Below are 13,497 nucleotides of genomic sequence, written 5' to 3' on the forward strand. Positions count from 1 at the left end.
GCCGTTTCCTTCCCCCGGGTCATGGCGCACCGCACTCCGCCCACACCGTCTTGCCCACAGGGATACGAGGGGCCGTGCCCCAGCGGGTGGCCAACAGGTCCACCAGGAGCAGGCCACGGCCCGATTCGTCGTCGGTCGTCAGGGGCGTCGGCGGAATGGCCGGGAGCCGGTCCTCGCGGGCGTCCGAGACCTCGATACGGATCGTCCGCGTCGCGCTCGCGCAGGCGAGGCGGAGACGGAAGTCCCGTCCGGGTACGCGGCCGTGCCGTACGGCGTTGGAGGCCAGCTCCGCCACCAGCAGGGCCACCGTGCAGGAGACGTCCGACGCGGGCGGATAGCCCCACTCCGCCATGCGCCGCACGGCGAGCCGCCGGGCGAGGCGCGCGCCGCGCGGCGTGGCGGGCAACCGCTGGGTGAGTGCCCGGAGTTCGGGTTCCGGGTCCGGCGCCGTGGTCGTCTTCAGCACGGTGTTGTCCATTTCCGTCCGATCGATTGTCCGTACGATCCGCAGCGTGTGCGCATCGTGACGTTCCGTACCCAAGGATCGTGTCGCGGGTCTACGCTCGAAAGGCCATGACGCCTTACCTTTCAGGCCGTAAGGAACGGAAGTGATGTTTTGGCCAAAGAACTTGATCCTCGCTCATCGATGGCTGCCCTTTTCGGGTCGCGGGTCCGCAGACTCCGCACGGCGGCCGGTCTGACGCAGGCCGAGCTGGGCGAGAGGACGCATGTGGTCAGCACCCGGATCACCCAGATCGAGCGCGCGTCCGGAGCGAAACCGACGTTCGAGCTGGCGCGGACGCTCGACACCGTCCTCGGGGCGGACAGCCTGCTCATCGACATGTGGCCGTACGTCTACCGGGAGGCGTTCCCGGACTGGTCGCGGGCGTTCATGGCGTACTCGGAGCGGGCGGTGTCCATTCGGCAGTACGCCGCGCACCTGGTGCCCGGTCTCTTACAGACCAGGGACTACGCTCGGGCCGTTCTGAGCGTTGGCCTGTCTCTCACCAGCGAGGAGCAGTTGGACGACCGGGTCGCCGCCAGGCTCAGACGACAGGAACGGCTCACTTCGCCCGATCGTCCCGAGCTGTGGGTGGTCTTGGACGAGGCGGTGTTGAGGCGTCCGATCGGCGGCAGGGCCGTCATGCGGGAGCAGTTGGCCAGGCTGCTGGAAGCAGCCTCGGAACCCCACATCACCGTGCAGGTACTGCCTTTCGACCAAGGCGAGCACGACGTGATGGGTGGGTCCCTGACCGTGCTGACGTCCCCTGACGAAACGGAAGTGGCGTATACCGAAGGCGCCCACTACGGCCAACTCATCGAAGAACCAAGGGACGTCAAGCGCTTCGCGCTGTTCTACGATCGGCTGCGGGCAGCATCCCTGCCCCCGCTCATGTCACTCGGCATGATCCGATCCGTGATGGAGGGCAACCACCGTGGAGCGAGTGTCCCGTCCCGATCTGAACGGCGTCGCCTGGCGCAAGAGCAGCTACAGCAATCAGGAGGGTGGCGACTGCGTGGAGGTGGCCGACGGCATACCCGGCGTCGTCCCCGTCCGTGACAGCAAGCGGCCCGACGGTCCCGCGCTGGTCTTCCCGGCGGCCTCCTGGACCGCCTTCGTTGATGCACTGACGACCGACCGCAGCCTCTGACCCGGCGTGAACGGCGCGTACTGGTACAGGAGCAGCTACAGCAACCAGGAAGGCGGTAACTGTGTCGAGGTAGCGGGCCTCGACCTGAACAGCGTCGCCTGGCGCACGAGCAGCTACAGCAATCAAGCAGGTGGCAACTGCGTCGAGGTAGGCGACATGACCAGGGTCGTTCCCGTCCGTGACAGCAAGCACCCCGACGGACCGGTGCTGGTCTTCCCGGCGGCCTCCTGGACCGCCTTCGTTGATGCACTGACGACCGACCGCAGCCTCTGATCCCCGCTTTGCCTGGTCGCCGTTGCGGTGTCAGCCCCACGACGCCGCAACGGCCCGCACCGCACACGTTTTCGTGCACGGAGGGCAGTTGGGGCATGTTTGGCGGAAATAGGCTCTCCGGCATACGGAACGTCCCCCGGGCACCGCACATCTTCCGGTGCGCAGGCGCGCACGACATCGCGCGCCGATTCACAAACGAGGGGACTCGAATCATCATGCACAGCAAACTGGCCGCTGTGGCCATCGCGGCCGTCGTCGTCGCGGGCACTGCCGCTACCGCCATCCCGGCCTCGGCCGCCACCGCCAAGGCCGCGCCGACCCGCTGCCACACCGCCGACCTGAAGGCCGGCTTCGCCACGGGGGGTGACGCGACGCCGGAGATGGATCAGACCGAGCAGACCCAGGCGTCCATCTGGTTCACCAACCAGAGCGACCGCACCTGCACCCTGTCCGGCTTCGCCGGTGTCGACATGGTTGGCGCTCAGACGACCGACGGCACCTGGTCGCTGGCGCGCTCGTCCAAGACGCCCGAGAAGATGGTCCTGGAGCCGGGAGACACGACGGACTTCACCATCAACCTGCTCCCGGTGGCCGATTCCACACCGCAGGAGGAGAAGTTCGTTCCGGCGACGTTCCTGGTCACCCCGCCGGACGAGACGGAGCACTTCACCCTGAAGTGGCCGTTCGGCGGCCAGATCCTCAAGCAGGACGGCGCCACCAACCCGGGCACCTACATCGACCCGGTCGGGCTGTAACCACCGGACAGTTCCGAGCCCGCCGGGTCCTCGTACGCGGGGTCCGGCGGGCCGCGAACTCCCCCAAAGAACCGGGGTGAAGAACTACCACGTTCACCGCAACACAACCGCAAACAGACGACGGCCCCCGCCGGGAGGACACGAACTCGTCCCGGGAGGCCGACCGGCGGTGACAAAATGGCACCATGGTGCTTCACGTAGGCGTAAAAGCTCTTCGACGGAGACGAGATGAGCTTCGAGGCTCGGCGGAATCGATAGAAGCGCATGGGGAACTCGGCGATTTAGCCACGGTGGGTCTCCTGCTGTTCTACTCAGCCGAGTGCGGGCTGAAGGAACGGCTCCTTTGCCGCCAGAAGCTGCGCGGCACCGAAGCTTTGGAACCCACCCACGACCTTCGCAAGCTGGCCAAGGACCTCAACCTGCCTCGAACGTTAGGCGCACGTCTCGACAGGCTCCAGAGCTGTCGACTGCATGCGTCGGGAAGCAAGGCCATTCCTTTGGCCGATTTACATCAGGCATGGCGCTACGGTGCGAAGCTTGACGCGGCCGACGAGAAGGAAGCTCAGGAAGCCCTCCGTGCTCTGATCAAATGGTGCGAGCGGGACTAAGGCTAGGAGACGACGAAACCGTGGCCGGTTTGAATGGACTGGACGGGCTGACACCCCCAGAGCACCTGTTCACCTGGGTAGACGTCGATGAACACCTGACGGCTCTGGCCTCTGCGGGGCAGTGGCCCGCATGGCTGCGCGCGGCGGATGGCTGGTGGGATGGCTTAGAGCTCGTGGTGTCCAGCGGCACAGAAGCCGAAGAGGCGAAACGGTGGCTGGACGAGGCATTCGGAGCGGGTTCGACCGAATGGCGCGACAGCATCCTGATGCTGCGGCTCGACGACCCGCGAACGGCCGATTTCACGGGCATGCCCGTCATTCTCAGCCCGGAGCCCGAGAACGCGGACCAACCGCGTCGTATCCCGCTGCTGCGCGAGAAGCACATCACCCCACAGCTGGCACATCCGCTGGAGCGCCCCTCCGATGAACGCTTTCCCGCCGATGTGCAACTGGTGGCGTTCCACTCCTTCAAAGGGGGAGTCGGGCGCACGGTGCACGCCGTCGCAATGGCCGACGCCATTGCCCGTCGAGGCGGAAGCGTCCTGCTGATCGACGCGGACCTTGAAGCGCCGGGCATCACGTGGATGCACAAGGCTCAGGGAGGCCAGCTCGACTTCTGTTACGAGGATCTGCTCGCCCTGCTTCAGGGGTCGGAGGATGGAAGCTGGTCCACTGCCGTGGACATCGCCGCCGAGTACCTGCCGAACCAACAAGTCGGACGGTTCGCAAGCGGCGGCCGTGTGACCGTGCTCCCCACAAGCAGAAGGCCACAGCTGGGGCCGCCGCGCATCGAACCGGCGGACTTACTGGCGCCTGGACGCCCGGCGTATTTCCTGACCGAGGCGCTGGCGGCGCTCGCCGCACGTGCGGGTGCGGACACCGTCGTGATAGATCTGCGTGCTGGAGCATCCGAACTGTCGGCACCCATCCTGCTCGACCCACGCGTCCAACGGGTCTTCGTCACCACTCTGAGCCACCAGTCCCTCGCGGGCACCGAGACGTTACTGAAGCAACTAGGACGACGAGCGCCAGCGCTCCAGGGTACCGACCCAGCAAGCTCCGTGATCATTACCCAGTTCCGGCAGGATGTGCACGAAAGCCAAGCACAAGAGGCACGGAACCAGTTGAGAACTGCGGTGCTCTCATCGCTGAGGCAGCCGGATGGCACAGCGGACGCGGATGCCGGCTCCGATGAAACCGGTGAAGTTGACTCGGGTGTTCTGTCACAACCTCTGCTCAGTCCATTCCGAGAAGAGCTACTCGCCCTCCCGTCCAGCTGGGACGCCGTACTGCGCGTACTGGAAAGCTGCAATGTGACAGACGCTTTGGAATCGATCGTGCCCACTCCGGTCACCCGGACGGAGCCCAAGGCGGACGGGCCACAGGCTGATGTCGATTACACGATGCTTCGCCAGCGCCTCGCGGACACCGCGCAGCCACTCATCTATGCCGAGCGAGCGGGCATGTCCTCGGCCAGCGGCTTCCTTGTGACCGATCCACTCCGCAGACTGCTGGGGGACCATCGCACGGAGCCCCCACTGGCCCTTGTCGTAGGTGCTAAAGGGGCCGGCAAGACCTTCATGTACGCGAAGGCGTGCGCAGCTCGGACATGGAGCGAGTTCGCCGAGCAGTCAGACATCAAGGGTGTCCGGCTGTCCCTGCCGGTCGTCCCCGTGCTGGAGTCCGACAACCTCGACTATGACGACCTGACGACTCAGGATCTCAGGGAATCCTTCGCCACCATCCACAGCGAAGCAGCGGACACAGCCGGAACGTCTCAAGAGATCAAGGACCGTCTGAGGAAGGGTTTTGCCACACTTGATGCCCACGACGAGTTGAGTTGGCGGACATTGTGGCTCGAGTGTCTGGCGATCGCGGCAGGCGTTCCGATGTCGGCCCGGGACGACGCGGAAGCGGCGCTCACAGACCTCGGTAAGCGGGCGCGAGCGGTGTTCGTCATCGACGGGCTCGAGGACCTGTTGCAGACCCTGGACAGCGAGGTCAAGCACACAGCCCTGCGCGTCCTTCTGATCGACGTGCTTGCCTGGTTGCGTTCGCTGCGGGGGCGCCCTCTCGGCCTGGTCGTCTTCGTACGCCGAGATCTGGTGAAGCGGGCGGTCCGGCAGAACAGCGAGCAACTCCTCGCCCGATACGAACCGTATGCGCTGCGCTGGGACAAAGAGGAAGCGCTACGCCTCGCGCTGTGGGTCACCGCGCATGCCGACGCCCTGCCCGAGTCGATGCCAGAGTCTGAGATCGCGGAGCTGCCCTACGACGCTCTGGTGGAAGCCCTCATCCCGGTGTGGGGGTGGAAAATGGGTACGGAGAAATCCAAGGAAGCACGCTCCCACCTATGGGTGCCCGCCGCTCTCGGGGACTTCAGGGACCAGGTGCAGGCCAGGGACGTCGTGGTATTCCTGGCCGAAGCAGCTCGTCAGTCGATTCCCCAGGCACAGTGGGAGGACCGCGTGCTCGTGCCAAGCGCCATGCGCAAGGCACTGCTCGCATGCAGCAGAATCAAAATCAGCGCGATTCAAGACGAAAGCCAGGAGATCGGTAATCTGTTGAGCCGACTCCAGCAGGTCCGCGAGCCCGTCACGGTGCCTTTCTGGCTGGAGGAGGTAGGGCTGGAGGTACAGGAAGCGGACTTTCTCGTGGACTCCGGGGTCTTCGCACGAGGCAACGATGGCCGCTATTGGGTAGCCGAGATCTACCGGCACGGGCTGGGATACGGCAGTGAGCGAAGGGCCAAGGTGCTGTGGCGGAAGTAAGCGCCCGAGCATCACGCTGGCCTTCGCGACGGTCTCCTGGGACGCATTCATACGCGAGCCGAAGACCTGTCACCGTCCCTGAGCCGGCCAGGCACCGGTCGGCGTCGGACTTCCCATCCCGCCGGGCCCTCGTACGCGGGGGTCCGGCGGGACGCGGACTCCCTCAAAGAACCGGGATAGAGAACTCCCGCCCACCCACCCTTCCCGCTGGTCACCCGTACGAGTGACCAGCTTGCGGGCGAAGCACGCCGGTCGTTACGTTCACCGCAACACAACCGCAAACAGACGACGGCCCCCGCCGGGACGGCAATCCCGAACGAGGGCCTGACCGATCCAGGAAGAAGAGACCTTCCCGATGGCTGAGCCGCAGTCTAACGCGCCCACGCGCGCCGACGCCGGAGCTCCGACCTCCGGCGTGATCCACGTCCGTACCCGCCTCACCGCCGACTTCACCGTGATCGCCAACGCCCTCGCGCAGCGGCGCGGAAGCGCGGTCACGATCGGTGTGGCGGCCTACATCTCCTCGCTCCCCGACGGCACCCCCGTGAGCATCGCCGCGCTGTGCGAGCACTTCACCGAAGGGGAGATCCTGATCTCGCGGGCGTTACGGGAGCTGGAGGCCGCCGGCTACCTGGAGCGGCGGCGGGAACGCGGGCCCGGGGGCGTCATCCGTACCCGGACCTACTTCTACGACGTCCCAGACGGTTGCCCTCCGCCCACCCCACCGCGTCCCCGAAAGTCCCGGCCAAGCCCGGCGCAGGACGCCCCCGCCCCGCGTACGGCACCGCAGGCGCCCGAGCCGTCTGCGCCCTCACTCTCCGAGGCCGACGAGCAGGCCGTCACCATCCTGGCCTCGCTGCGCGTCCTCGACCCCCGGCTGATCCTCTCCCGTCGGGACGTCGCCGAACTCGCGCCCGCCGTCGCCCAATGGCTCTCCGCCGGGGTCGGGCCCGCGCAGATCACCCGGGCGCTCACCGCACGGCTTCCCGATCGCCTGCTGACCCGCCCCGCCCGCATCCTCGCCTTCCGTCTCAGCGAGCCGCCGCTGCCCGTGCCCGCCCCGGCCCCGGCCGCCTCACCCAGCCCGCCGCCCGTCCTCCCCTGGCGGACCTGCCACGGCTGCGACCGCGCCTTCCGTTCCGCGACCGGCGGCCACTGCCGCGACTGCCGAGCCGCCGCCTCCGGCGAGGACCTGCGGGCGGCCTGCTGAGCGACCCCGGTGGGGAGCTGGGCCGAACGGGGGCTTTTGTGGGGCGTTCCGGCACGCTGCCGCGCCATCCGGCGGGCATTCGGATGATCGTGTGAGAAACCATCCGTGCCGCGTCGACCGATGGGATGCGCCGTGCCCCGGTTCACGATGCCCCTCACCGCACCGCCCGCCGCTCCCCGTCCCTGGCTCGCCGAGCCGCCGCCGTTGGTGCGCGGGTACCGGCGTACGGTGCCGCTGCCGTTGCGTCGCGCGGTTGTCGCCGTGACCGGTCCCGGGCTGCGCCGGGCGGCCATGCGGGGCCTCGGTGAGCTGTCGGCCGTCTCCGGTGCGCTGTGGCTGCGCCGGGCGCGGTGGCGGATGCGCCGGGCGGGGCTGCTGGCGGGGGCCGGACGGATGGTGGTCGCCGACCGGTCGGTGACGGCCGGCCGGCGGGGTGTCGCCCATGTGGCGACCCTGGTCCCCTCCCCCACCCCGCTGTTCGGGCGCGCCGAGAATCTGCGGCTGGTGTGCGCGGCCCTGGACCGGGCGTGCCTGGATCACTTCGTGGTCCGCTGCTACGACGATGCCGGCTCGGCCGTGGGCGTCCGGGCGGATCAACGGGCGGAGGTGGTCGAGGCGCTGACCGCGCTGTGTGCCGAGGAGGCCGGCTATGTCTCACTGCCCCCGCGGCCCGGCCTGGCGGCGGCCCCGCCCCGGTTCGGCGGTACGCGACGGGCCTGGCGGCGGCTGGCCGCCGCCCCCGTGGTCCGTTTCACCCGCTTCCACACCGACCCCGGCGGACGGCTGGTCCTCGGCCCGGCGCACGGCTGCGACATCGAGTTCTGGGAACCCGGCGGGCAGGGCGAGGAGCGGGTGCTGACCGCGCCGCGCTGCAACCGCGCCACCGCGTCGGTGCCGCTGGTGGGCGAACCGGTCCGCGCCTGCGGCCAGCCGTTCACCCGGCTCGCCCCGGCCATCGGCTGGCAGCCGGGGCCGCTGGTGCGCACCCGCCCGGAGTTCCTCGCCCGGCTGCCGGACGAGGTCCGCTTCCCCATCGACGTCGTCTACACCTGGGTCGACGGCTCGGACCCGCAGTGGCAGCGGCGGCGGGCCGCCCTCGCGGACGGGGGCTATCACGCGGAGGCCGCCAACACCGCCCGCTACGCCAACCGCGACGAGCTGCGCTACTCGCTGCGCTCGCTGTACCTGTACGCCCCCTGGGTGCGCCACATCTATCTGGTGACCGACCGCCAGGTGCCCGACTGGCTCGCCACCTCGCACCCGGGGGTCACCGTCGTCGACCACCACGACATCTTCGACGACCCCAGTGTGCTGCCCACCTTCAACTCCCATGCCATCGAGACCCGGCTGCACCACATCGACGGACTCGCCGAACACTTCCTCTACTTCAACGACGACGTCTTCCTCGGCTCACCGGTCATTCCGCAGGACTTCTTCCTCGCCAACGGCGTCTCGAAGTTCTTCCCCTCCCGCGCGCTGATCCCGCTGACCCCCGTGGGCCCCGGCGACGTCCCCGTATCGGCGGCGGGGAAGAACAACCGGACCCTGCTGGAGGGGCGGTTCGGCACGGCCGTCACCCAGAAGATGAAGCACACCCCGCACGCCCTGCGCACCAGCGTCCTCGCCGAGATCGAGCGGGAGTTCCCGGAGGCGGTCCGCGCCACCACGGCCAGCCGGGTGCGGTCGGCCTCGGACATCTCCGTACCGTCCTCGCTCCACCACTACTACGCCTTCCTGACCGGACGCGCGGTCCCCGCCCAGCTGCGCCACGACTACGTCGACCTGGCCCAGCCCACCGTCCGCGCCCGGCTGGCCGGACTGCTGCGGACCCGCCACTGCCAGGCGTTCTGCCTCAACGACACGGTCTCCTCCGCACACGACCTCGAGGACCAGTCGGCCCTGGTCCGCGCCTTCCTCGACGCCTACTTCCCCCTCCCCAGCCCGTTGGAGCGGGCCGTCACCCGGCAGGAGACCCGGTACGGCCTCCGGGCGGGCGGACGGGGCGTATCGGCGGGCGTGAGCGCGGGCGCCGCCCGTACGTAGGGGGCTACACGGACCCCTCCCGTACATAGGGCTACGCGGGCCCCGCCCGTACGTAGCGCTCCAGCCGGACGCCGGGCAGGCACAGCGCATAGGCCAGCCGGAAGGGGCCGGTCAGCGTGGCCGCCTTCGCCGGGTGTGCCTCGGGCTCATCGGCCGCGATCAGCCATGCCGACTGGGCCCCGTCCAGCCGCCGCAGCAGTTCGGCGGGGCCGACGTCGATCCCGTAGAGCGTTCCGGAGGCGGGGCCGGGGGTCTTGAGCGCGATGTCCCGCAGACCGGCGAGGGGGCGTGGATAGGCGATCGCGATCCGCCGTTCCTTGGGCGGGTCGTACAGCACGGGGTCGCCCGGCCGGGTGAGCCGGCCCAGCGTGGCGGCCAGCGCCGCCAGGTCGTCCTGGCGGCTCATCGGCTGCCGTTCCCACTGGTGCAGCGGGAGCTGCCAGACGAAGGCGCCGCCGACCGCGAGGACCCCGGCCGCGGCGACCCCGGTGGCCGCCCGGGAAACGCGCGGCCGGTCCGCCACCGCCACCGCCAGCCGGTCCGCCCCCGCCGCGGTCAGCAGGGGGACGCCCGCAAGAGCGAAGAGCAGATAGCGCTCGTGGAAGCAGGGGCGGTAGAGGGCGAGCGCGAAGAGCAGGACGGGCGGAACGCAGACGAGGGGAAGGGCCACGGCGGTCAGCGACCTCCGCCGGGGGCGGACCAGGGCGACGGCGATCAGCAGGAGGTTGCCGGCCAGGACGAGTGCGCTGGGTCCCGCGAACTCCTCGACCATCGCCCACAGGCGGCCCAGCGTCGGAGGGCGCATCCAGGCGAGTTGCGCGCTCTGCCGCCGGGCCAGCGCCGCCAGCGGCACCACCGCCCCCACCGCACCGGCCGCCGCGGTGCCCCAGCCCCACCACACGCGGCGCGGGGCGCGCGAGAGAAGCAGCGTCAGGGCGTGCGCGGTGAGCAGGAGCACCGCGAAGACGTGCAGCAGCGCGGTCACGGCCACCACACCCCCGTACGCCGCCCACCGCCACCCCGCCGCGCGGGCCCTCGTAGCGGGCCCACCCGGTCCGGCGACCGGATCCGATCCGGAGGCCGGCCCCGATCCGGAGGCCGGACCCGGCGCCGGCGTGGCCCGCGCCAGGCGAGGCACGTCGCCGCGAACCGGTGACACGCCGGAGGGGACAGGCGGCACGTCACCGCAGACCGGTGGCACGTCACCGCAAGCCGGTGCTGCCGAACGGCTCGGTGTGCCCGGTGGCGTCCCGCCCGCGGCCCCGGCCGGGCCGGACGCCGCCCCGGAACCATGCGTCGACGCCACCCCGGGACCAGGCGTGGACGCCATCCCGGAACCAGGCGCGGACGCCGCAGGCGGTGCCGTACCGCCCACGGGCCCGACCGGGCCGGACGCCGCCCCAGGCCCTGGTGTGGGCGCCGGACCCGGCGCTGCCCGGCCCGGCGGCGCGGCCCCCGGAGCGAGCCCGGCCGCGCCCGTCAGCAGATACGTGGCCCAGGCCGCGCCCGCCGCGACCAGCGCGTAGGAGCGGCCCTCCTGGGCGTAGTGGGTGACCACGGGCGTGGCCGCGTAGAGCAGTCCGGCCCACAGGCCCACCCGGGGCCGGGCGAGGCGGCAGCCCAGGGCGGCGACGAGGCCGGTGGCGGCCACGGCGGCCAGCACCGACGGCAGACGCATGGTCACCTCGGTGGGCCGAGCCGCCAGCACCGGGTGCATCAGCAGGTAGTAGAGCCCGTGGACGGCGTCCACGGTGCCGAGCGTGTCGCGGATCTGAGGGAGGGTCCGCCGCGCCATCTGGTACGTCGCGGACTCGTCGCGCCACATCGTGCCCCGGTCCAGGCCCCACAGCCCCAGCCAGAGCATGACGGCCATCGGTACCACGACCGCCGTCGGCACGGAGACCGCCGTCGGCACGGGAATCGCACGCTTGCGCCCGTTCACGCTCACCTCACCGGTCCCGGCCAAGAGCAGCCGGGAGCAGAGACAACAAAAGGCATAAATACGACTATTCGCCTACAGTGTGCAGTCAGGACGACTCATCCGCCGCGAAGGGCACGCGCCATGAACCGCCTCGGTATCGAAAGTCCCCGCGGTCTCGTGGCCTTCGCCGCGCTGACCGGGTGTCTGGTGACCACGGCGGTGGCGGCGCTCACCGACGCCGGAGGGCTCTTCGTCGCCGCCGGGCTGGCCGGCTGCGGCTGTGAGCTGCTGCTGCACCGCACCGAGCCGGGGCTGATGAGCCGTCTGGGGCGGCTGCACATGGGCGCCACCTCACGCTTCGAGTTCCGCTGCGTCCTGCTGCTCCTGCTGCTCGGCCGACTCCATGTCACCGGCCCCGTCGGACTGGCCGCGGCCATGACGCTGGTGCTGTGCCTGCAGGCCGGCCAGGCCCTGCACGCCGCGCTCACCACGCTGATCCGGCGGCGCCGCCGCCTCGCGGTCGCGGCCCGCAACATCGACCTGCGCCGACTGGACATCAGCGACCGGCCGCCCCGCAGACTCACCGAATGGCCCGGTCAGCGGATGCTGGTCTACGAGCTGTCCGCCCTGCTCGGGCTGGCCGCGTCGCTGGCCACCGGCGACGCCCGCTGGGTGGTGGCGGCGCTCGCCCTCGCCGCAGGCGCCTGCCTGATCACGGTGGTGGCGCTGGTTCCGTACCTCGTCCGGACCGTCCGCCGGCTGCCCGGCACCGCACAGGTGCTGGCCGAGGTCAACGCCTGGCTGGTCCGTCGCCGCCCCCGCACGGTGCTGTACTTCTCCGGCCCGCGCGACCGCGCCCACCAGGTCACCCAGTGGCTGGGGGCGGTGGCCGCGCTGCCCACCCCGTCCCTGGTCATCCTGCGCGAACGGGAGCTGCTGGCGGCGCTGGAGCCCACCCCGCTGCCGGTGCTGTGCGTGCCGAGCGCCGCGCATCTGGCGCAGCTGGACCTGAGCGGAGTGCGGGTCGCGCTCTACCCCGCCAACACCGGCTGGAACATCCACCTGCTGCGGGTTCCCACCATGCAGCACGTCTTCCTGGCCCCCGGCGACGACGACCGGGCCGCGGCCGTCGATCCGTACAGCAAGGTCTACGACCAGGTGTGGGTCGCGGGCGAGGCGGGGCGCCGGCGCCATGTCCAGGCGGCGGTCGGCGTCGAGGACGCCGACATCGTGGAGATCGGCCGCCCCCAGCTGGACGGTCTGCGCGTCGCCGGGACCGGCGGCCACGCCCCCGTGCCGGAGATCCCCACCGTGCTGTACGCGCCCGCCGGGGACGAGCCCGGCGCGCCGGGTGAGCCGATCGTACGGGCGCTGCTGGACAGCGAACGCCCGGTCCGGGTGGTCTACCGGCCGCATCCCCCCACCGGCCGCCGCTCCCCCGAGGCCCGCGCCGCCCACCGCCGTATCGTCGCCCTGATCCACGCCGCGAACGAGCGGCGCGCCGCGGACCTGATCGGCGACGTCGGCGACGTCGGTGAGGCCGGCAACGTCGGTGAGGCCGACGACATCGGCGAGGACTCCGAGAACGCCGAGGCGCTGCGCACCGAGGCCGCCCGCCGCCGCGCCGAACTGGCCAAACGCATCGCCGCGCTGGACGCCCGGCTACGCCGGGCGGACGCCGACGAGGCCATGCTCACCCGGGACCACGCCGCACCCGACGCGGCCCTGCTGACCGAGGCCGAGGCGCTGCGCCGGCAGTGGCACCAGGCCCACTGGGCGGCCTCACCGCCCTGGCTGCACCAGGTGATCGAGGGGGACGCCCCCACCCTCCACTCCTGCTTCGACCAGGCCGATCTGCTGATCGGCGACCTCTGCGGCGTGGTCGGCGACTTCCTCGCCACCCTCAAGCCGTACGCGCTCACCACCCCGGCGGGGCTCACCGAGGAGGAGTTCCGGCGGCAGAACCCGCTGGCGAGGGCGGCCTATCTGCTCGGTCCCGGGGCATCCGGTATGGACGACGTCCTGCGCCCGCTCTTCGACCCCTCCCTCGACGAGCTGCGCACCGCCCGCCACGAGGTGAAGGAGTTTCTGCTCGGCCCCGCCACCCCACCGTCCACCCAGCGCTTCACCGACGCGGTCGACGCGCTCGCCGAGAAGGGCGAGACGATCGTCCGGCTGCGCGACCTCCACCCGGCACCGCCGCCCGGCGCCGGACACTGGTCCGTCACCCGGTAGCAGCGCATCCCCGCATCCGTCACCCGGTA

General features: G+C 70.6%; 11 protein-coding genes. 9 read left to right on the forward strand and 2 right to left on the reverse strand.

Features of this window, described 5'->3' with window-relative positions; translation table 11 throughout:
- Positions 1-19 precede the first annotated feature (19 nt).
- Positions 20-478, reverse strand: coding sequence for an ATP-binding protein (locus N6H00_RS16240; RefSeq protein WP_268972423.1), 459 nt, complete (start codon positions 476-478; stop codon positions 20-22).
- 168 nt (positions 479-646) lie between these two features.
- Between N6H00_RS16240 and N6H00_RS16245 the strand changes: the two genes are divergently transcribed.
- The 8 genes from N6H00_RS16245 (at position 647) to N6H00_RS16280 (ending at position 9,312) form a co-directional block, all read left to right on the forward strand.
- Positions 647-1,561 (forward strand): helix-turn-helix domain-containing protein, encoded by a 915-nt coding sequence (locus tag N6H00_RS16245; protein ID WP_268972424.1) that lies wholly within the window; start codon positions 647-649, stop codon positions 1,559-1,561.
- A complete protein-coding gene (locus N6H00_RS16250; RefSeq protein WP_268976991.1) occupies positions 1,524-1,652 on the forward strand; it encodes a DUF397 domain-containing protein in 129 nt (42 codons plus the stop codon). Before N6H00_RS16245 ends, N6H00_RS16250 begins: the two co-directional genes overlap by 38 nt.
- A gap of 6 nt (positions 1,653-1,658) precedes the next feature.
- Positions 1,659-1,925 (forward strand): DUF397 domain-containing protein, encoded by a 267-nt coding sequence (locus N6H00_RS16255; RefSeq protein WP_268972425.1) that lies wholly within the window; start codon positions 1,659-1,661, stop codon positions 1,923-1,925.
- Positions 1,926-2,140: 215 nt separating this feature from the next.
- Complete coding sequence (locus N6H00_RS16260) at positions 2,141-2,680, forward strand: DUF4232 domain-containing protein (protein WP_268972426.1); 540 nt, start codon at positions 2,141-2,143, stop codon at positions 2,678-2,680.
- 185 nt (positions 2,681-2,865) lie between these two features.
- A complete protein-coding gene (locus N6H00_RS16265; RefSeq protein ID WP_268972428.1) occupies positions 2,866-3,288 on the forward strand; it encodes a hypothetical protein in 423 nt (140 codons plus the stop codon).
- Between the two features lie 20 nt (positions 3,289-3,308).
- Positions 3,309-6,059: a KGGVGR-motif variant AAA ATPase gene (locus N6H00_RS16270; protein WP_268972430.1), complete on the forward strand. Its 2,751-nt coding sequence runs from the start codon at positions 3,309-3,311 to the stop codon at positions 6,057-6,059.
- Positions 6,060-6,414: 355 nt separating this feature from the next.
- Positions 6,415-7,269, forward strand: a complete 855-nt coding sequence (locus tag N6H00_RS16275; protein WP_268972432.1) for a hypothetical protein — start codon at positions 6,415-6,417, stop codon at positions 7,267-7,269.
- A gap of 132 nt (positions 7,270-7,401) precedes the next feature.
- Complete coding sequence (locus N6H00_RS16280) at positions 7,402-9,312, forward strand: stealth family protein (RefSeq protein ID WP_443072964.1); 1,911 nt, start codon at positions 7,402-7,404, stop codon at positions 9,310-9,312.
- A gap of 31 nt (positions 9,313-9,343) precedes the next feature.
- On the opposite strand, the gene N6H00_RS16285 is transcribed toward N6H00_RS16280, so the two are convergent.
- Positions 9,344-11,185, reverse strand: coding sequence for a glycosyltransferase family 39 protein (locus N6H00_RS16285; protein ID WP_268976993.1), 1,842 nt, complete (start codon positions 11,183-11,185; stop codon positions 9,344-9,346).
- A gap of 189 nt (positions 11,186-11,374) precedes the next feature.
- Between N6H00_RS16285 and N6H00_RS16290 the strand changes: the two genes are divergently transcribed.
- Positions 11,375-13,468 (forward strand): hypothetical protein, encoded by a 2,094-nt coding sequence (locus N6H00_RS16290; RefSeq protein WP_268972434.1) that lies wholly within the window; start codon positions 11,375-11,377, stop codon positions 13,466-13,468.
- The last annotated feature ends 29 nt before the right edge of the window (positions 13,469-13,497 follow it).

Origin of the sequence: Streptomyces sp. S465, assembly GCF_026898115.1 — a bacterium.
In the GTDB taxonomy this organism is placed as follows: Bacteria; Actinomycetota; Actinomycetes; order Streptomycetales; family Streptomycetaceae; genus Streptomyces; species Streptomyces luomodiensis.

Excerpts from the sequence above, each read along its gene's own strand:
- N6H00_RS16240 (WP_268972423.1), bottom strand. The coding sequence starts at position 478 with ATGGACAACACCGTGCTGAAGACGACCACGGCGCCGGACCCGGAACCC.
- N6H00_RS16245 (WP_268972424.1), top strand. The coding sequence starts at position 647 with ATGGCTGCCCTTTTCGGGTCGCGGGTCCGCAGACTCCGCACGGCGGCC.
- N6H00_RS16260 (WP_268972426.1), top strand. The coding sequence starts at position 2,141 with ATGCACAGCAAACTGGCCGCTGTGGCCATCGCGGCCGTCGTCGTCGCG.
- N6H00_RS16265 (WP_268972428.1), top strand. The coding sequence starts at position 2,866 with ATGGTGCTTCACGTAGGCGTAAAAGCTCTTCGACGGAGACGAGATGAG.
- N6H00_RS16275 (WP_268972432.1), top strand. The coding sequence starts at position 6,415 with ATGGCTGAGCCGCAGTCTAACGCGCCCACGCGCGCCGACGCCGGAGCT.
- N6H00_RS16285 (WP_268976993.1), bottom strand. The coding sequence starts at position 11,185 with ATGGCCGTCATGCTCTGGCTGGGGCTGTGGGGCCTGGACCGGGGCACG.
- N6H00_RS16290 (WP_268972434.1), top strand. The coding sequence starts at position 11,375 with ATGAACCGCCTCGGTATCGAAAGTCCCCGCGGTCTCGTGGCCTTCGCC.